The 18,544-nt window shown below is 70.8% G+C and carries 16 protein-coding genes and 1 pseudogene; 11 read left to right on the plus strand and 6 right to left on the minus strand.

The window, feature by feature from the left end; all coding sequences use genetic code 11:
- Positions 1–87: 87 nt before the first annotated feature.
- From ACWD04_RS19280 to ACWD04_RS19290, 3 genes and pseudogenes are all read right to left on the minus strand, one after another.
- Positions 88–768: a phosphotransferase gene (locus ACWD04_RS19280; RefSeq protein WP_451133379.1), complete on the minus strand. Its 681-nt coding sequence runs from the start codon at positions 766–768 to the stop codon at positions 88–90.
- A 35-nt stretch (positions 769–803) separates the two neighbouring features.
- A pseudogene (locus tag ACWD04_RS19285) lies at positions 804–1,244 on the minus strand (DUF2804 family protein); the annotation flags it as partial.
- A 136-nt stretch (positions 1,245–1,380) separates the two neighbouring features.
- Positions 1,381–3,084: a bifunctional 3'-5' exonuclease/DNA polymerase gene (locus tag ACWD04_RS19290; RefSeq protein WP_451133381.1), complete on the minus strand. Its 1,704-nt coding sequence runs from the start codon at positions 3,082–3,084 to the stop codon at positions 1,381–1,383.
- A gap of 195 nt (positions 3,085–3,279) precedes the next feature.
- On the opposite strand from ACWD04_RS19290, the gene ACWD04_RS19295 reads away from it, so the two are divergent.
- From ACWD04_RS19295 to ACWD04_RS19310, 4 genes are all read left to right on the plus strand, one after another.
- Complete coding sequence (locus tag ACWD04_RS19295; RefSeq protein ID WP_451133383.1) at positions 3,280–4,209, plus strand: NADP-dependent oxidoreductase; 930 nt, start codon at positions 3,280–3,282, stop codon at positions 4,207–4,209.
- A 28-nt stretch (positions 4,210–4,237) separates the two neighbouring features.
- Positions 4,238–5,416: a DUF2786 domain-containing protein gene (locus tag ACWD04_RS19300; RefSeq protein ID WP_451133385.1), complete on the plus strand. Its 1,179-nt coding sequence runs from the start codon at positions 4,238–4,240 to the stop codon at positions 5,414–5,416.
- Between the two features lie 54 nt (positions 5,417–5,470).
- Positions 5,471–7,552 carry an FUSC family protein gene (locus ACWD04_RS19305; RefSeq protein ID WP_451133387.1) on the plus strand — a complete coding sequence of 694 codons (2,082 nt, stop codon included), beginning with the start codon at positions 5,471–5,473 and terminating at the stop codon, positions 7,550–7,552.
- A gap of 400 nt (positions 7,553–7,952) precedes the next feature.
- A complete protein-coding gene (locus tag ACWD04_RS19310) occupies positions 7,953–8,195 on the plus strand; it encodes a DUF397 domain-containing protein (RefSeq protein WP_056793446.1) in 243 nt (80 codons plus the stop codon).
- 69 nt (positions 8,196–8,264) lie between these two features.
- Here the strand turns inward: ACWD04_RS19310 and ACWD04_RS19315 are convergent, their stop codons facing one another.
- On the minus strand, positions 8,265–8,804 hold the full coding sequence (locus tag ACWD04_RS19315; RefSeq protein WP_451133389.1) for an ATP-binding protein: 540 nt from the start codon (positions 8,802–8,804) through the stop codon (positions 8,265–8,267).
- Positions 8,805–9,143: 339 nt separating this feature from the next.
- On the opposite strand from ACWD04_RS19315, the gene ACWD04_RS19320 reads away from it, so the two are divergent.
- The 6 genes from ACWD04_RS19320 to ACWD04_RS19345 all read left to right on the plus strand — a co-directional run bounded on the left by ACWD04_RS19320 (position 9,144) and on the right by ACWD04_RS19345 (position 14,740).
- Positions 9,144–10,028: a helix-turn-helix domain-containing protein gene (locus ACWD04_RS19320; protein ID WP_451133391.1), complete on the plus strand. Its 885-nt coding sequence runs from the start codon at positions 9,144–9,146 to the stop codon at positions 10,026–10,028.
- Positions 10,029–10,082: 54 nt separating this feature from the next.
- Positions 10,083–11,564 carry an aldehyde dehydrogenase family protein gene (locus ACWD04_RS19325; RefSeq protein ID WP_451133393.1) on the plus strand — a complete coding sequence of 494 codons (1,482 nt, stop codon included), beginning with the start codon at positions 10,083–10,085 and terminating at the stop codon, positions 11,562–11,564.
- A 109-nt stretch (positions 11,565–11,673) separates the two neighbouring features.
- Entirely contained in the window at positions 11,674–12,228 is a 555-nt protein-coding gene (locus ACWD04_RS19330) for a DinB family protein (protein WP_451133395.1), read from the plus strand.
- A gap of 18 nt (positions 12,229–12,246) precedes the next feature.
- On the plus strand, positions 12,247–12,888 hold the full coding sequence (locus ACWD04_RS19335) for a PadR family transcriptional regulator (protein WP_451133397.1): 642 nt from the start codon (positions 12,247–12,249) through the stop codon (positions 12,886–12,888).
- 86 nt (positions 12,889–12,974) lie between these two features.
- On the plus strand, positions 12,975–13,937 hold the full coding sequence (locus ACWD04_RS19340; protein WP_451133399.1) for an ATP-binding cassette domain-containing protein: 963 nt from the start codon (positions 12,975–12,977) through the stop codon (positions 13,935–13,937).
- Positions 13,934–14,740, plus strand: coding sequence for an ABC transporter permease (locus tag ACWD04_RS19345; RefSeq protein WP_451133401.1), 807 nt, complete (start codon positions 13,934–13,936; stop codon positions 14,738–14,740). Before ACWD04_RS19340 ends, ACWD04_RS19345 begins: the two co-directional genes overlap by 4 nt.
- A gap of 16 nt (positions 14,741–14,756) precedes the next feature.
- Here ACWD04_RS19345 and ACWD04_RS19350 read toward each other — a convergent pair whose 3' ends face one another.
- On the minus strand, positions 14,757–16,181 hold the full coding sequence (locus ACWD04_RS19350) for a glutamate decarboxylase (RefSeq protein WP_451133403.1): 1,425 nt from the start codon (positions 16,179–16,181) through the stop codon (positions 14,757–14,759).
- Positions 16,182–16,192: 11 nt separating this feature from the next.
- On the minus strand, positions 16,193–16,816 hold the full coding sequence (gene wrbA / locus ACWD04_RS19355; RefSeq protein WP_451133405.1) for an NAD(P)H:quinone oxidoreductase: 624 nt from the start codon (positions 16,814–16,816) through the stop codon (positions 16,193–16,195).
- Positions 16,817–17,056: 240 nt separating this feature from the next.
- Here wrbA and ACWD04_RS19360 point away from each other — a divergent pair, with 240 nt between their 5' ends.
- Entirely contained in the window at positions 17,057–18,505 is a 1,449-nt protein-coding gene (locus ACWD04_RS19360; RefSeq protein ID WP_451133407.1) for a DedA family protein, read from the plus strand.
- Positions 18,506–18,544: the final 39 nt, after the last annotated feature.

The raw sequence follows: 18,544 nt of genomic DNA on the forward strand, positions 1-18,544 counted from the left end.
TTCGCGGACTTCGCACGCGAGTTCAGCGACCCCTCGACGCCGCACGGGCACCGGATGGTCCGGCTCCTGCACGCAGTTGACAAGGAGTCAGCCCGCCAGCGAGGCGACCAGCTCCGCCGCCTCGGCGGGCAGCGCCTTCTCGTGCGCGGTGAGCCGGGGGCCCGCCGCGCGCAGGGCGGTGGCGCGGGCGAGAGCGTCGGCGGGTACACCGCCGTCGCCCACGAACCGGGAGAGCAGTGCCGCCAGCAGCTCCCGGAACTGGGTGCCGGCGGTGAACGACGGGTCGAGGGCCGCCTGGGCCAGATTCAGGCAGGTCATGGCCCGGTCCAGCGCGGGCGGCCCCTCGTCGGCCATGAGCCAGTCGGTCACCATGACGCCCTCGGGGGCCAGGATCACGTTCTCCGGGTGCAGGTCCAGGTGCAGGATCCGGTCCTCGGGGTCCTGGGAGAGCCGTGGAGGGATCGCGTGCAGCTCCCGCAGGAGCCGAGCCAGCAGGTCCGCGCCCGCGCATTCGGAGACAGTGCCCGCCAGCAGTCCCTCGGCCAGTGTCGGGCCGGTCAGCCGCTGCACCACCAGGTCCGTGGGGAGCGACTCCTCGGCCGGCGGCCCGATGCGCGGGACCGGGAAGCCCGAGGCCGAGAGGTACGACATCACGGCCAGCTCACCGGTGGTGTCGATGCCGTGGCGGTAGCGGCGCAGGACCCAGGGACCGTCGAGTGCGTACACGTCGGCGGTGCGGCCCGAGCCCAGCAGTGGGCCTATATGCATGGGGGAAACCTACCCGCGTCGTCCCACCCGGGGAGTCACCAGCGCATGTGAGTGTCCTCGGCCCGGCCCAGCAGGTGTTCCACGGCGATCTCGTCGCCGTCGTCCGTGCGGATCCGGCCGTCGTAGTGCCCGAAGCACTGGTCGGTGCGGTTGGCCATCAGTCCGGCGTCCGTGTGCACGGCCCGGTTGTGGAACGGCGTGAACGTCGGGTCCACCTGACCGGACGAGGGTGTGCGGAGGGCCCAGGGGGCCGGCGGGACGGCGACGGACCACTGCCGGTCCAGCTCCTTGCCGATCTTGGTGAGCCGGCCGTCCGCACAGAGGCCGTTCTCGGTGGAGCCGGTGTTCTCCGTCCAGCGTCCGCCGAAGTGGAGGCCGACCGTGTGCCGGTCCGCGCGGCCGGACGCGGCGCCGCAGTTCCAGTCGACCGTACGCGGCCAGCGCCCGCGGCCGTGGTCCAGGACGGCCCAGGTGTCGTTGCAGCACGTAGACGTGTTCAGTGCCAGGAAGTCGAGGTGGATTCAGGCTGCCGTCGGGCAGGCCGGGGTCGACGGGCTCGGTGATCTCGTGCTCGTGCGTCGGATGGCCGGAGCCTATGGCGGCGTGGGCGGGCTACTTGGCATCCGAATAGCGCTCGACGACCGTCGTGCTGAAGGGGAACCGCACCGGTGTCTCCCCGAACGTGACCCGTCCGGCGAGTTCCCCGGCCTCGCGGATCGCCTCCACCACCGCGGGTGCCTCCCCGGCCGGGCAGTGCACGATCACCTCGTCGTGCTGGAAGAACACCAGCTCCGCCCGCATCCCCCCGGCGGTGAGCGTCCGCCGCAACGCCGCGAGGAGCAGCAGCGCCCAGTCCGCGGCGCTGCCCTGGACCACGAAGTTGCGGGTGAAGCGGCCCCGCGCCCGGGCGTCCGACGAGGCGTAGCCCGGGGTGAAGCCGTATCCGCCGGGGCTCTCGGCCGTCGGCTCCCCGCTCTCCTGCGGGATGCCCGCCTCCTCGTCTTCGCCCGCCCCGACGGCGGGCGGGCTCGTGCGGCCCAGCCAGGTCCGGACGAGGCGGCCCTCCTCGCCGGCCTTCGCCGCGTCGTCGACGTAGGCGACGGCGTGCGGGAACCGCCGCCGCAGCGCTGCCAGGTTCTTCAGGCCGTCGCCCGAGGTCTGCCCGTAGATCGCGCCCAGCAGCGCCAGCTTGGCGTGGTCCCGGTCACCGTGGAATGCCCGGTCGGACAGGGCTTTGTAGAGATCGCCGTCATGTCCGGCCACTTCGATCAGCCCCCGGTCGCGGGAGATCGCCGCCAGCACCCGCGGCTCCATCTGGTCGGCGTCCGCCACGACCAGACGCCAGCCCTCGTCGGCGACGACCGCCTGGCGTATCACCTTGGGGATCTGCAGCGCCCCGCCGCCGTTGGTCGTCCAGCGTCCGCTGACCGTGCCTCCCGGCTGGTACTCGGGGCGGAAACGGCCCTCGCGCACCCAGTCCTGGAGCCAGCTCCAGCCGTGCGCCGTCCAGACGCGGTACAGCTTTTTGTACCGGATCAGCGGCTCCACCGCCGGGTGGTCGAGCTCCTCCAGCTCCCAGCGCCGGGTCGATCTCACCTTGATGCCGGCCTGCGCGAACGCCTTCACGACATCGGCCGGCAGGTCGGGCCGCACCCGTCTGCCGAACGCCGCCGACACCTCGTCCGCGGCCTCGGCCAGTCTGCGGGGCTCGCCGCCGCCCGCGTAGCGCTCGCCGAGCAGGTCGTTCAGCACGTCGCGGTGCACATCGGCGCGCCAGGGGAGCCCGGATCTGTTCATCTCGGCGGCGACCAGCATGCCCGCGGATTCGGCGGCCGTGAGCAGCCGCATCCTGCCGGGGTGCTCCGTCGCCTCGTGGCGACGCAGCTGCTCCGCGTAGACCTGGAGCAGCGCGTCGAACGGCAGGTCGGTGCCTGAGCGCGGCTCGAAGAGGGAGGACTGGGAGCCGGGCACGGCCGAGCGGGGCGGCGGATCGGGCGGCACCGGGGTCTGCCGCAGCCGGGCCCAGGCCGCCGCGGCCGAGCGGGGCTCACCGAGCCGCCCCTCGTGGCCGAGCAGCAGCAGCTCGGCGCACTCGATGTCGTAGCACCGCTCCACGCGCACGCCCGCCGCGAGCAGCCGGGGGTAGATCCCCGAGGTCGAACGCCAGACCCAGCGGACCACCTCGGGGCGGGAGCGGACGGATTCGACGAGGTCGGGCTCGGCCAGAACGGGACCGGCGGGCAGGCCGTCGCGCGTCAGCGGCACGAGGAGCGCGCCGCCCCCTTCCACCATGGCCAGAGCCCAACGTTCGGTCATGGGCCGAGTCTTGCACCCGGCACTGACATTGGTACTCGTAGCGGGTTCCGGTGGTCGTGGCTCGGGCACTGACTGACGCTCTGCTGAGCATCAGCGGGCCGGCTCGCCGGGCGGGCGTGTCCGGCTGCCTCGAGGATCGGAGTGCGGTGCGCGTGGCGCGCACCGGTAACGCGGCAGGCGGCGGAGGAGACGGTGATGGAAGCGATCGTGTACGAGGAGTTCGGCGGCCCCGAGGTTCTGCGCCCGGCCCAGGTCGAGGACGTCCACCCGGGCCCCGGGCAGATCCGGGTGGAGGTCAGGGCCGCGGGGGTCAATCCGGTCGACTACAAGATCCGTAACGGCTGGATGAAGGCGGCGTTCCCCACCTCGCTGCCCGCCACACCCGGCATCGAGTTCGCCGGGGTCGTCGACGAGACCGGCGAGGGCGTCACGGAGTTCGCGATCGGCGACGAGGTGCTCGGCCGGAGCACGACCGGCGCGTACGCGGCGTACGTCCTGGCCGACGTGGGAGCCGTGGCGCCCAAGCCGGAGGGACTGGGCTGGGCGGAGGCCGCCGCGCTGCCCGTCGCGACCCTGACCGCCGCCCGGGTGCTCGACGAGCTCGCGGTGGCCGCAGGCGAGACCCTGCTGGTGCACGGGGCGTCCGGCGCGGTCGGGTGCGCCGCCGTCCAGTTGGCCGCGGCCCGGGGAGCCACCGTCGTCGGGACCGCTTCTCCGGCCAACCACGACTATGTGCGGGTACTCGGCGCGGTCCCGGTGGCGTACGGGGAAGGGCAGGTGGACCGGGTGAGGGCGGCCGCACCGCAGGGCGTGGACGCGGTGTTCGACGCGGCGGGCATGGGTGCGCTGGCGGACTCGGTGGAGCTGCGCGGTGGCACGACCGACCGGATCGTCACCATCGCCGATCCGGACGCGGCCCACTACGGGGTGGCCTTTTCGGCGGCCGGCGGAAGCCGCCCGGACGAGGGCGGGCGGCTTGCGGAGTACGCGGAGGCGGCGGCGGTCGGAGGCCTGCGGATCCGTGTCGAACGGACATTCGCGCTGCGTGAGGCGGCGCGGGCCCAGGAACGGAGCGAGGCCGGCCACGTGCGCGGCAAGCTCGTCCTGCTCCCCGGGGAGCACTGAGCGCTCTGCCGCCGCCTACCCTGGTCCGATGGAATCGGTGATCGACCGGGCGTGCGCCGCAGCCCTGTACGAGGAGGGCGACGCGGGCCTGGACACCGGCGCCTCCCTCCTCGCCGCGGAGCCGTCCGCCGACGAGGAGCTGCACCGCCGGGGCGAGGAGTTCGTCCGGCGGGCCTGGACGCGCGGCTGGCAGCCCGCCGACGTCGTACGGACCGTCCGGCGCGAGCTGGACGACGCCGGGGCCGCACTCGTCTCCGCCCTGATCAAGGCGGAGACGGCACGGTACGGGCAACTTCCCCCGCGCTGGGCGGACCAGCTCGCCGCGCTGCCCGCTCCGGCGCCGCGCAACCGGCCCGACCGCTTCACGTACGCCTCCGGGCTCCTTGAGCTGTACAGGCTGCTGCTGCGGCTGCCGGTCATCGAGCCGGTCGGGCCGTCGCCCGGCACGGCCGCCGACGCTCCGTACCGGCCGCCGGTCCCTGGTGAACCCCGCATGCTCACCCGGATCCGGGCGCTGCTGGCCAAGGCGGAGGCGACCGGTTTCCCGGAGGAGGCCGAGGCGCTCACCACCAAGGCGCAGGAACTGATGGCCCGGCACAGCATCGACGAGGCGCTCCTCGCCGCCCGTACACACAGCGCCGATGAGCCGGGGGCTGTCCGGATCGGTGTCGACGCCCCGTACGAGAGCGCGAAGGCCGTCCTGCTCGACTCCGTCGCCTCGGCGAACCGCTGCCGTGCGGTGTGGAACAGCGATCTCGGCTTCACCACGGTCGTGGGTTTCGAGCCGGACCTGCAGGCGGTGGAGCTGCTCTTCACCTCCCTGCTGGTGCAGGGCACCGCAGCGATGACGAAGGCGGAGGCCGGGCAGCGCGCCGGCGGGCGTAAGCGGACCAAGACATTCCGACAGTCCTTCCTGATGGCGTACGCCCAGCGGCTCGGCAATCGTCTCGCGGCGGACACCGCGAGGGTCACCGACGCGGCCGGCTCGGAGGCCGGCTCCGGAGAGGGCCGCGGCGGTGGCACCGGGGCTCTGCTGCCGGTCCTGGCAGCCAGGGACGTCGCCGTCGCCGGCACGGCCGAGCGGATGTTCCCGCGGACCACCACGACCAGGCTGCGCGGGGCGACGGACGCGGAGGGCTGGACCCACGGCACTGCCGCGGCCGACCGGGCCAGGATGGGCGGAAGAGCGCCGGAAATCCGCCGTTAGGTCAGTGGAGGGGCATAAGTCGGGGTTGTCGGGGAATCCGGCTAGGCTCGGTCCATGAGCTGGCTCCGGGCGCTGAAGGAGACGGCCCGCTCGGGGCTGACGATCGAGCGGCGGCGTCTCGAACCGCTCATCGCGGTCCGTGGCGCCGCGGGCCTCGCCGTCGTAGTCGGGGTGAGTCTGGCGCTCTTCGGCCCCGTGATCGCAGCCGGCTCCGCGTTCGGCGCGTTCCAGGCAGCCATCGCGACCTTCCAGCGCAGCTGGCGGCCCCGGCCCGTGCTCGCTCTGGTCTCCGGGGCGAGTCTGGCCGTGTCGACGTTCGTCGGCTACGTCACCGTGTCCCACACCCTGCTGTTCCTGGCGCTGCTGGTCCTCTGGACGTTCGCCGCCGGGATGGCCTGGGCAGCGGGCCCGACGGGCGGCATCATCGCGGGCTCCAACGTGGCGATCATGCTGGTCACGATCACCCTGCCCACCTCCGTCGCCGACGCCGCCGCCCACGCCGCGATGATGGCGTTCGGCGGGCTCGTCCAGGCGGCGCTGATCGTACTGTTCCCGGTCCGCAGATGGGGCGCCCAGCGCGACGCGCTCGCCGATGCCCTGGCCGCCGAAGCCGACTACGCCCGCAGACTGCGGCACGATCCGGTCGCACCCTTCGACCCCGTACCGCTGATGAACGCACGCAACGCCGCCGCCGTCACCCCCCGTCAGGCCCGGCGCCGCCCCGCCGACCTGCACGGCGCGCGGGGGGTCGCCGAGCGGCTGCGGCCGGTCCTCGCCTCACTGGCGGATCCCGCACTGGGCGTCCCGGCCGAGGGCCCCGAGCGCTACTGGGCGCGGGAAATCCTCGGCGCCGCCGGATCCCTGCTCGACTCCGCGGCCCGGGCCGTACGCCACGGCGACCCGGTGCGGCTGGACGAGACAGCGCTCTCCGTACTGAAGTCCCCCGACACCGAGGTCATCCTCACCGGCCCGCCCCGCCGGGCCGCCGACCGGCTCACCTCACTGCTCGCCGATGTCATCGAGATCGCCGAGGGGACCGGTACGGACGACCGGACACCCGGTGAACCGCTCGTCCCGCACCGCCGTAGGCCCACCCTGCTGCGGCTGGTTCCCGTCGTCTACGCGTCCATGCGCCGCGAACTGCGCCGGGGGTCGACGATCCTGCGCCACGCGCTCCGGGTGTCGGCGGTTGCCACGTCGGGCTATCTCATGGGGGCGGTGCTGCCGTTCGGCCACGGCTACTGGGCGCCGATGACCGCCGTGATGGTGATGCGCCCGGAATTCACCCAGACGTACTCGCGGTCCGTGGCCCGCTTCCTCGGCACCGTGATGGGCGTCGCCCTCGCCACCGGCATCGTGCAGACCGCACACCCGAACGTGGAGCTCTCCGCCGGGCTCGCCGTCGTCAGCGCCGCGCTGATGTACCTGCTGATGCGCACCGGATACGCGGTCAGCCAGGTCTGCGTCTCCGCCTATGTCGTCTTCCTGCTCGGTATGGCGGGCGACGACTGGTCGCAGACCGTACCCGAACGGGTGGTGCTGACCCTCATCGGCGGGATCCTCGCGATGGTGGCGTACGCGGTCTACCCGGCCTGGGAGACCCCGCGGCTACGCGACCGGCTCGCCCACTGGGTGATCACGGACGGGCGTTACGCGGCCACGGTCCTCGACCGGTACGCAGATCCCGAGTCCAGGAGCCTGGAGGACGTGCGCGCCGCCCTCCTCACCACCCGGGAGGCGCGCGTCGCCTGGCAGGAGGCGCTGGAGACGGCCCGGCACGAGCCCGTACGCCACCGGGGCATATCCCGGACCTCCGCGGCGGACGCCCATGACGCGCTCGCCCAGTTCGGCCGGGTCGCGATGCTCATGGAGGCCCACCTGCCCGCCGTGTCCGCCACTCCGGTGCCCGAGGCCGCCGGGCTGGCCGACGCGCTGCGCCGTGCCACCGAGGAGGGGGCGAAGGCGGTGCGTGAGCGCCGCGTCCCGGACTGGGAGCCGGTCAGGGAGGCGCTGACGAGCCGGGACGCCGGCCCCGGGCCATCGCCCGACTCCTTCGTACGCAACGGGGCCACCCTGCTGCTCCGGGCCCTGGAGGACTTCTCGCGGGCCCTGGAGATCAGCAGCGGGCGGGCGTAGGGCGGGACGGCGGATCAGGGAGTGGGGACCTTCGGCGTGCGTTCGGTGTTCTCGTCCTGGCAGATCCGCCGACGAGGCGCAGAGAGCGGCGGTGACAAGAGCACCGGAGCGCGGCAGCCCCTCCATATGGAGTTTCGCCCTTGTGGGTTCACGGCCGGAAGGCCGAGCCGATCTACCAGGGGCGCTGAACAACTCGGGATACCGGGAGCCAAATTGGCGTGCCGTTCGTCTGTTCCTCATAGAGGGGAGGGAGGGGGAACAGTCGGGTGAGCGGATCACCGTGAAACTGTAATCACGTGCGCACCAGGCGTGCACGTGCATCTGCTCATGCATTGGCATATGAACACAGCTATGATCCGAACTCGTTGACATTTGCACCTTGCAACTCGGGGAGCGTCCTGTGCACCACGTGTACAACGGCATGGCGGCCACAGAGCTTCGCGGGGTCGTCTGGCAGAAGAGCAGACACAGCAACTCCCAGGGATCATGCGTGGAGTTCGCGAAACTACCCGGCGGGAATGTGGCGATGCGGAACTCGCGGCACCCCGACGGGCCCGCACTGGTCTATACGCCGGCGGAGATCGAGGCGCTGCTGCTGGGCGTCAAGGACGGGGAGTTCGACCACCTGGCCACAGGCGGCTGAGCGCACGGCTGTTCGCCGGCCGGTCCGTATGCCTGCGGCAAGCCGGTATGTGCCCCGGGGCGCGCCGTACTACGGGCCGTCAGGGAAGGCGTCGACCGGGGCGGGCCGCTCCGGCGCCGTGCGGTCCGTCAGTCGGAACAGCGCCCAGACCACCTTGCCGAGGCCCCCGTCGGGCGGCGTGTCCCCGGCCGGTGCGGGGGAGGGGTGCCAGCCCCAGCTGTCGCTGAACGACTCCACGAGGAAGAGGCCCCGGCCCGACTCGGCCGAATCCGGCGCTTCGCCGGCGATGGGCCCCTTCTCGCTGGGATCGCGCACCGCGCACACCAGGCGCGAGGTCCAGCGCATCAGATGCAGCCGTACGGAACAGTCCTGGCGCTCCCGTGCGGCATCGGCCGGGAGGGCGTGCCGGAGCGCGTTGGTGACCAGCTCGGACACGACCAGAGCGACGTCGTCGAAGCGGTCGCCCAGGTCCCAGGAGTTCAGCGTCGTACGGGTGAACTTCCGTGCCCCGCCCACCGCTTCGTACCGGGCCGGCAGTGTGCAGTGGGCCGAGCCGGCGACCGCCGAGAGGTCGATGGGGGGAAGCCCCTGCCGTAACGGCTCGAGCATCGTCGATCCATTCGTCCCCATGCGAGGCACTCCCGGGATTCGCGGCTGTAGCGGCACTGCTTCTGGCGGGAACTGCGGGTACGGCGGCACAACACGAACGAGCACGCAGGTGCGCGAGAGCCATGGTTCCGAATGCGCAGAGCAGATGCAAGGGCAGATGCACGTGCACGTGCGGAGTCCGCCCTGAAACATGCCGGTTCAGACTCATTTCTTCCACTTCTCAGTTCTGAAGCTTTCGGAAAGTCTTGCCATCTCTGTAACTGATTGAGTACGGGCTGAAGCGTTTTGGTGGCAGAATCCGCCTCCGGGGTTCGGGGGAACCCCGGAGTACGGGAAGCGATGGGGAGGGTTGGGAAGCCAGTGTCGGCAGGGGAGTCGAGTGGTTCTGTGGTGCGGCGCATCCTGCTGGGCTCACAGCTCAGGCGTCTGCGCGAGTCGCGCGGCATCACCCGTGAGGCGGCCGGCTACTCCATCCGCGCCTCCGAATCGAAGATCAGCCGCATGGAGTTGGGACGGGTGAGCTTCAAGGCCAGGGACGTCGAGGACCTGCTCACGCTGTACGGAGTCACGGACGAGGCGGAGCGGGATTCGCTCCTCGGCCTGGCACGTGAGGCCAACGTGGCGGGCTGGTGGCACAGTTACGGCGATGTGCTGCCCGGCTGGTTCCAGACGTATATCGGTCTGGAGGGGGCGGCCTCGCTCATCCGGATCTACGAAGTCCAGTTCGTTCACGGGCTGTTGCAGACCGAGGCCTACGCCCATGCCGTCGTGCTGCGCGGTATGCCCGGCGCGCCGGCGGCCGAGATCGACCGCAGGGTCGCGCTGCGACTGGCACGGCAGAAGGCGCTCGTCTCCGAGCGGGCGCCCCGCTTCCACGCCGTGCTCGACGAGGCGGCCCTGCGTCGTCCGTACGGCGGGCGCGAGGTGATGCGTGCGCAATTGCGGCATCTGATCGATATGTCGGAGCAGCCGAATATCACGCTCCAGGTGATGCCCTTCAGCTTCGGCGGTCATGCCGGTGAGAGCGGGGCATTCACCATGCTGCGTTTCCCGGAATCCGATCTGTCGGACATTGTCTATTTGGAGCAGCTGACAAGTGCGCTCTATCTGGACAAGGCCGAAGAAGTCGCCCAGTACGAAAAGGCCATGGACCGGCTCCACAAGGACAGCCCCGGGCCCGAGGAGAGCCGGGATCTTCTCCGGGGACTCCTTCAACTGACGTGATTCGCCAGTACGATGACGAACCGACAGGAGTCTGCGCCTGCAGTAAGGGATTGCATGTCCTTCCCCAGTGAACTGGCCCGCCAGTACATCGACGGCGAGTGGCTGACCGGCAACGGTGCGTGGGACATCATTGATATCAATCCCTATAACGGCGAAAAACTCTGCTCCGTCACCGTGGCCACCGCGGCGGAAGTCGACCTTGCCTACCGGGCGGCCGAACGCGCGCAGCGGGAATGGGCGGCGGTCAGCCCCTATGCGCGGCGGACCGTTCTGGAGAACGCCGTACGGCTCGTCGGGGAACGCAGCGGCGAAATCACCGAACTGCTCATCGACGAGCTCGGCGGGACCCTGGCGAAGGCTGAATACGAGGTGCGCGCCGCACAGGAGTTCCTGCGTGAGGCCGCCGGGCAGGCGATCCGCCCGGGGGCCCGGCTCCTGCCCTCTGTCGCCGACGGCAAGGAGAACCGGGTCTACCGGCTGCCCGTCGGGGTCATCGGCGTGATCAGCGCCTTCAACTTTCCTTTCCTGGTGACGATGAAGACCGTCGCCCCCGCGCTCGCACTCGGCAACGCAGTCGTGGTGAAGCCCCATCAGAACGCCCCGGTCGCCGGCGGCGGGCTGGTGGCCCGCATCTTCGAGGACGCGGGGCTGCCCGCGGGACTCCTCAACGTCCTGATCACCGACAGTGCCGAGATCGGTGACGCCTTCATCCAGCACCCCGTGCCCAAGGTGATCTCGTTCACCGGTTCGGACCGGGTCGGCCGCCACGTCGCGGCGGTCGCCGCCGGGCTGTTCAAGAGGACCATCCTCGAACTCAGCGGCAACAGCGCCCTGGTCGTACTGGAGGACGCCGACCTCGACCATGCGGTACGGGCGGCCGTCTACAGCCGCTTCCTGTTCCAGGGGCAGGTCGGCATGGCCGCCAATCGCATCCTGGTGGACCGTTCCGTGGAGAAGGAGTTCACCGAGCGCTTCACCGCGGCGGTGTCCGCCCTCCCCTCGGGAGATCCGCGGGACCCGGACACCCGTATCGGACCGGTCATCAGCGCCTTCCAGGCCGAAGCGCTCACCGCGCTGGTCGACGGGGCGATCGAGGCCGGTGCCACGGCGCTCGTACGGGGCCGCACACGCGGCAATCTCGTCGAGCCGACCGTACTGACCGGGCTGCCGGAGGGGTCACCGCTGCTGGATCAGGAGATCTTCGGCCCCGTGGCGCTGCTCGTGCCGTTCGACGGTGAGGACGACGCGGTGCGGCTGGTCAACGCCAGCCCCTACGGGCTGAGCGGCGCCGTCCATACGGCGGACGGTGAGCGGGGCGTGCGGTTCGCCCGGCGTATCAGGGGCGGCATGTTCCACGTCAACGGCGCGACCGTGCAGGACGATCCGGCGGTCGCGTTCGGGGGTGAGAAGAGGTCCGGCCTGGGGCGGCTGAACGGCGAGGCCGCCGTCGAGGCGTTCACCACGCGCAAGTGGATTTCGGTGCAGCACGGACGAACGGTTTTCCCCTTCTGGCCTTCTTCTGATTCCTCCTTCTGACACGACGGATCGAGGACAACTTCTGACCTGCTGGGTCAGTAGGTTGACGGCGCAAGCAGGCGGTACGCGGCACGCAGCCGGTCCGCACGCCCGACGGAAGGAAGCCATCATGGTCACCCACGTCCCCGCGGAGGTTTCCGGCGACGAGCGCGGCGCACTCCTTGCCTTCGTCGAGGCGCAGCGCGGCGCGATCAGGCGCTCCGTGCTGGGTCTCACCGAGGAGCAGGCCGCGAGCCGTCCCGGTGTCAGCGAACTCTCCCTCTCAGGACTGCTCAAGCACGTCGCCGAGACGGAGCTGAACTGGCTGAGGATGGCCCAGCAGCGTCCGAACGAGAAGGAGCGGAACGAGGCGACCTGGGCCGACAGCTTCAGGCTCGTGGGCGACGAGACGGTCCCGCGGATGCTCGAGTTCTGGGTGAAGGTCGCTTCGGAGACCGAGGCCTTCATCCTCGATGACGTCGACAGCATGAACGACACCTTCCCGCTGCCGCCGGCTCCTTGGTTCCCCGAGAACGAGCGCTGTTCCATGCGCTGGCTGCTGGTCCATCTCGTCGAGGAGATCGGCCGCCACGCGGGCCATGCCGACATGCTCCGCGAGGCGGTGGACGGAAAGAAGGCCCTCGATCTGGTCGCCGAGGAAGCGGGCTACCCTAGTCAAAGTTGAATACAAAGGGTGTGTGGTATGTCGGCGATCCGTCTCCTGGTCCTGGGTGCCGTGCGTCAGCACGGCCGGGCGCACGGCTATCAGGTGCGCAACGACCTGGAGTACTGGGGTGCGCACGAGTGGTCCAACGCCAAGCCCGGATCGATCTACCACGCACTCAAGCAGATGGCGAAGCAGGGGCTGCTGATCCCCCACGAGGTCGCCGCGTCCACGGCCGGCGGCCCGCCCCGCACCGAGTACGAGATCACAGGCGCCGGCACCCAGGAGTACTTCACCCTGCTGCGGGCCGCGCTGACCTCGTACGACCAGAGTGTGGACGTGCTCTCGGCCGGCATCGGGTTCATCGTCGACCTGGAGCGGGCCGAGGCGCTGGAGCTCCTGCGGCAGCGCGTCGCCGCCATCGAGGGCTGGCGGGCCTCGGTCACGGAGCACTACACGCCCGCGGACGGCCCGGAGTCGCTCGGGCACATCGGCGAGATCATGCACATGTGGGTCCACTCGGCGGACGCGGGCGCCGAGTGGACCCGCGGCCTGATCGCGCGCATCGAAGCGGGCGCGTACACCTTCTCGGGTGAGGGCGATCCCTTCGTCGGGGTGCTCGCCGAGGGGCAGGACAATCCGTACGCCACCGGGGCCACCGACCCCGGAGATTCCGACTGATCAAGTTTGACGAATGGTCTCGACGGGCTTACCTTCCCTTTGTAGTCAAGTTTGACTACTTGGATTCGAGGGAGCTGGTGGGCACCGTGAGCGACGCGATCGTCGTCGAAGGAGTGCACAAGCGGTACGGAGTGAAACGCGCCCTGGACGGACTCGACCTCGTCGTCCGCAGCGGCACCGTCCATGGGGTACTCGGCCCCAACGGGGCGGGCAAGACCACCGCCGTACGGGTGCTGACGACCCTGCTGCGGCACGACGAGGGCAGGGTCGAGGTGGCGGGGTTCGACGTGTGGTCCGAGGCCGCCGAGGTCAGGCGGCGGATCGGGCTGCTCGGGCAGCATGCCGCGGTCGACGAGGAGCTCGGCGGTCGGCAGAACCTGGAGATGTTCGGCCGGCTGCACCACCTGGGTGCACGCAGGGCGGGCCTGCGGGCCGACGAGCTGCTGGAGCGGTTCGGGCTCATGGACACCGGGCGCAAGGCGGTCAAGCGGTACAGCGGGGGCATGCGCCGTCGCCTCGACCTGGCCGCGTCCCTGATCACGGACCCGGAGGTGCTCTTCCTGGACGAGCCGACGACCGGACTCGACCCGCGGGGACGGGCCGAGGTGTGGAGCGCCGTCCGGTCCCTGGCCGCCGGGGGCACCACCGTCCTGCTGACCACGCAGTATCTGGAGGAGGCGGACCAGCTGGCCGACCGGATCTCGGTGATCGACGATGGCCGGGTCATCGCGGAGGGTACGGCCGACGGGCTCAAGGCGATGGTCGGTGGTGACCGTGTCGACGTGGTCGTCCGTGATGGGGACCGGCTCGGCGAGGCGGCCGGGCTGCTCGGCGAGGGGGTGAGGGCGGACGCGGACCGGCGGCTGCTCCGCGCACCCGCCCCCGACCGCATGCAGGCCCTGGCACGGGCCGTGCGGGCGCTGGAGGAGGCGGGCATCGAGGCGGAGGACATCGCGGTGCGCCGCCCCACGCTGGACGAGGTGTTCCTGTCCCTCACCGGAGCTGGCGGCGGGGCGCACGTCCCCATGGACACGGAGGCGGCGGCATGAGTACGGCGACGGCGGGACCGGGACGCATCGGCTGGGCGCTTACCGACTCATGGACGATGACCCGGCGCGAACTGGCGCATTGGTCGCGGCAGCCGGTCCAGGTGGTCGTCGGTCTGGCCTTCCCGGTGATGCTGCTCCTGATGTTCAACTACATGGTGGGCGGCGGCAGCGGGGTCGACGGGGACAACACCGAGTACCTGGTGCCCGGCATGCTCGCGCTCACCATGGCCTTCGGCCTGGAGGGCACGATGCTGGCCGTCACCCAGGACCTGAACAAGGGCGTCATCGACCGGTTCCGTTCCATGCCGATGGTGTCGGGCGCGGTCCTGGTCGGGCGGAGCGCCGCCGACATGCTCCAGTCGGTGGCCGCGCTCGCCGTGATGACCGGAGTCGGGTACGTCCTCGGCTGGCGCTGGCACAACGGCACGGCCGCCGCCCTGGCCGCGCTGGGGCTGCTGCTCCTGTTGCGGTTCGCGATGCTGTGGATCGGCATCCAGCTCGCGATGGTGGCGGGCAGGCCGGAGATGGTGCAGGCCGTGCAGATCCTGGTCTGGCCGGTGGGCTTCCTCTCCAACGTCTTCGCGTCGCCGGATTCGATGCCGGGCTGGCTGGGCGCGGCCGTCGAGTGGAATCCGATGTCGGCCACGGCCACGGCGGTACGCGGCCTGTTCGGCAACCCGGGCGGGGGCTCGGACTCCTGGGCCGCCGAACACGCCGAACTGCTCGCGGTGGTCTGGCCGGTGGTGCTGCTCGCGGTGTTCTTCCCCCTGGCGGTACGGAGGTTCGCACGGCTCAGCCGCTGAACCCCCGCGCGGCCCGTCAGTGGTGGAAGGCGGTCCGCGCTCCAGGGTCCCGGTACAGCGGGTGCTGCTGGGCACGCAGTTCGGGCAGGAGCCCGCTCAGGTCGTCCAGCAGCAGCTCCGCGAGATCCGAGGAGAAGCCGTTCCGGCAGACGACGCGCAGCACCGACAGGTCCTGGCGGTTGGCGGGGAAGGTGTAGGCAGGTACCAGCCAGCCGCGCTCCCGCAGCCGCCTCGACACGTCGAAGACGTCGTACGCCCGCACCTCGGGTTTCGTCGTCACCGCGAACACCGGAAGTTCGTCGCCCCGGGTCAGCGGCCTGAAGTCGCCCAGGGTCTCGAATTCCGTGGCGAGCCGTCGCGCGATGTCCCGGGACGCCTGCTGCACGGCCCGGTAGCCTTCCCGGCCCAGCCGCAGGAACGTGTAGTACTGCGCCACCACCTGCGCGCCGGGCCGGGAGAAGTTCAGTGCGAACGTCGGCATGTCGCCGCCCAGGTAGTTGACCCGGAAGACCAGCTCCTCCGGGAGCTCGGCCGGTGAACGCCACAGCGCCCAGCCCACACCCGGGTAGACCAGACCGTACTTGTGTCCGGAGGTGTTGATCGAGGACACCCGGGGCAGTCGGAAGTCCCACACCAGGTCCTCGTCGAGGAACGGTGCCACCATCGCCCCGGACGCTCCGTCCACATGGACAGGGATGTCGAGGCCGGTGCGTTCCTGGAGATCGTCCAGCGCAGCGCAGAGTTCGGCGATCGGCTCGTACGAACCGTCGAAGGTGGAGCCGAGGATCCCGACCACGCCGATGGTGTTCTCGTCGCACAGTTCGGCGGCCGCCTGCGGGTCCAGATGGAAACGTTCGCCCTCCATCGGGACCTGGCGGGGCTCCACCTCCCAGAACGTGCAGAATTTGTCCCAGCAGACCTGCACATTGACGCCCATCACCAGATTGGGCCGGGCGGACGCCGGATAGCGGTCGGCGTTCCTGGCGGACCAGCGGCGCTTCAGCGCCATCCCCGCCAGCATGCAGGCCTCGCTGGAGCCCGTGGTCGAGCAGCCGACCGTGGACACCGGGTCGGGGGCGTTCCAGAGGTCGGCGAGCATCGCCACGCAGCGACGCTCCAGCTCGGCGGTGCGCGGGTACTCGTCCTTGTCGATCATGTTCTTGTCCCGGCACTCACCCATCAGCACACCGGCCTGGGGTTCCATCCAGGTGGTGACGAAGGTCGCGAGATTGAGCCGGGAGTTCCCGTCGAGCATCAGCTCGTCATGGACGAGCCGGTAGGCGGTCGAGGGCGGCAGCGGGCCGTCAGGGAGGCGGTGCGTAGACGGCGCCGCGACCATCGGCGCGGTCGGATCGGCCTCCCCGAAGAACGGGTTCAGGGCGAGCCTGCGGTGCTCTTCGGACGGAGCTGCCTTGCCGTGCGAACCCTTGTGGAGCGGCATGGAAGGTCCCCTCAGTTCTCGGCCGCGAGTCCGGCCTTGATGGCCCGGGTGAATTTGACGACGCGCTCGGCCTGGACGCGCGCGGCGGTGAGGGTCTGCTCGGCGACCGGGATGTCGCCCTGCCCCGAGACATGGGAGGTGCCGTACGGATTGCCGTCGACGAACTTCGAGGGGTCCGTGTAGCCGGGCGGGACCAGGATGCCGCCGAAGTGGTAGATCGTGTTGTACAGCGCCAGCAGCGTGGACTCCTGACCGCCATGGGTGGTGCTGCTGGCGGTGAAGCCGGTGTAGACCTTGTCGGCGAGCCGCCCCGCCTGCCAGAGGCCTCCCAGCGTGTCGAGGAACTGCTTGAGCTGGGCGGCGACATTGCCGTACCGGGTGGGCGTACCGAAGATCACCGCGTCGGCCCAGAGCATGTCGTCCGGCGAGACATCGGGGATGCCGGCGGTCGCCTCGGCGTGCTCGGCCCAGGCCGGGTTGGAGTTGACAGCCGCCCGCGGGGCGAGTTCGGCGGCTTTTCGCAGGCGTACCCGCGCACCGGCGTTCTCGGCGTCCTTCGCGAGGGCCCTGGCGATCGTGGAGATGGTGCCGGTGGAGGAGTAGTAGATGACGGCGACGTTGACGGACGTGGTCATGCGAGGACCTCCGGGACAGGAGAGGGGCGGTGCGGGAGGTGCTGCTCCGGGCCGGTTGATCACGGCTGCCCGCCGCCGTGGTCAGCAAAGCGCGTGAGGCGGCCCTGCGGAAAGCTTTGCCCCGGTTCGTTCCGCGCGCATCCTTGCTTACGCCAGTGGAACCCAGGCATCCGCCGCAGCGTTGATAGCTTGGGGCGGCCACGCAGCCGCGCACACCGACCAATACTGGAGCCCGGACCCTTGAATACGCTTGCGCTCGGCCCGAGCTGGCTGGACCCGGATTATCTGCTCAACACCTTTGGGCTGCCCGGCCTCCTGCTCATCGTGTTCGCCGAGTCCGGTCTGCTGATCGGCTTCTTCCTGCCCGGTGACTCACTGCTGTTCACCACCGGCCTTCTGGTGACCACGGGGGACCTCAAGTACCCCCTGTGGCTGGTCTGCTTTCTGATCACCCTGGCGGCGATCATCGGCGACCAGGTCGGCTATCTCTTCGGCCGTAAGGTGGGGCCGTCCCTTTTCAAGCGCCCGGACTCCCGCCTCTTCAAGCAGGAGAACGTCGAGAAGGCCCACGAATTCTTCGAGAAGTACGGCCCGAAGTCGCTGGTGCTGGCCCGCTTCGTGCCCGTCGTCCGCACGTTCACGCCGATCATCGCCGGTGTGAGCCGGATGGACTACCGCTCGTTCATCACGTTCAACATCATCGGCGGCATCCTCTGGGGCGTCGGGGTGACGGTGCTCGGCGCTGCTCTCGGCAAGATCGACTTCGTGCACGCGAACATCGAGATGATCCTCCTCCTGATCGTGCTGATCTCCGTGCTGCCGATCGTGATCGAGTTCCTGCGGGCCCGTAGCAAGTCGAAGAAGGCAGGCGCCGCGCAGCAGGGGGGCGACCACGGTCCCTCGGACGGCGGCCCGGCAGCGGGTTCCCACGGCGGAGCGGGCGACGACGGCCAGGGCCCTGCCGCCCAGCAGTACACCGGCGACCAGGCAGCCCCGTACGACGCGGGCCGGTACGGGAGCACGTACGGCACGGACCAGGGCGCTCAGTACGACGGCGGCGGGTACGGCACCGGTCAGCCGGGTCAGTACGGCGGTCAGCCGGGCCAGTACGGCACCGGTCAGCCGGGCCAGTACGGCACCGGTCAGCCGGGCCAGTACGGCGGCCAGGGTGGTCAGCAGAGCGCCGCGCAGTACGGCGCTGCACAGGGCAACCAGTACGGCGGCGCCCAGTACGGCAGCCCCCAGGGCGGCGCCCAGTACGGCAGCCCCCAGGGCGGCGTCCAGTACGGCAGCGCCCAGTACGGCAGCCCCCAGGGTGGCGCCCAGTACGGCAACGGGCAAGGCGGTCAGTACGGTGACGGCCAGGGCCAGTACGGCACCGGCCAGGGCGGGCAGTACGGCGCCGCGGACCAGGGCCAGTACGCCGCCGGTCAGGGCGGTCAGTACGGCAACGGTCAGGCGGATCAGTACGGCGTCGCGGGCCAGGGCGCCCAGAACGGCACCGGCCAGGGCGGGCAGTACGGCGGCCAGGCCGCCCCGTACAACGGCGCACACGACGGCCGGTACGGCGGTGCCCGGCCCGGCCCGTACGCCGAAGGCGGCGCCCCTTACGGTGACCGGCCCGCGGCCGGTCCGGGCGACGGCCAGGAGGACGACCCGGGTCAGTACGGCCGGCAGAACAGGCGCTGACCCGCCCGCGCACACACCGATGGCGCCCCGGTCCCCTGC

Source organism: Streptomyces sp. NPDC002911 (genome assembly GCF_053591835.1).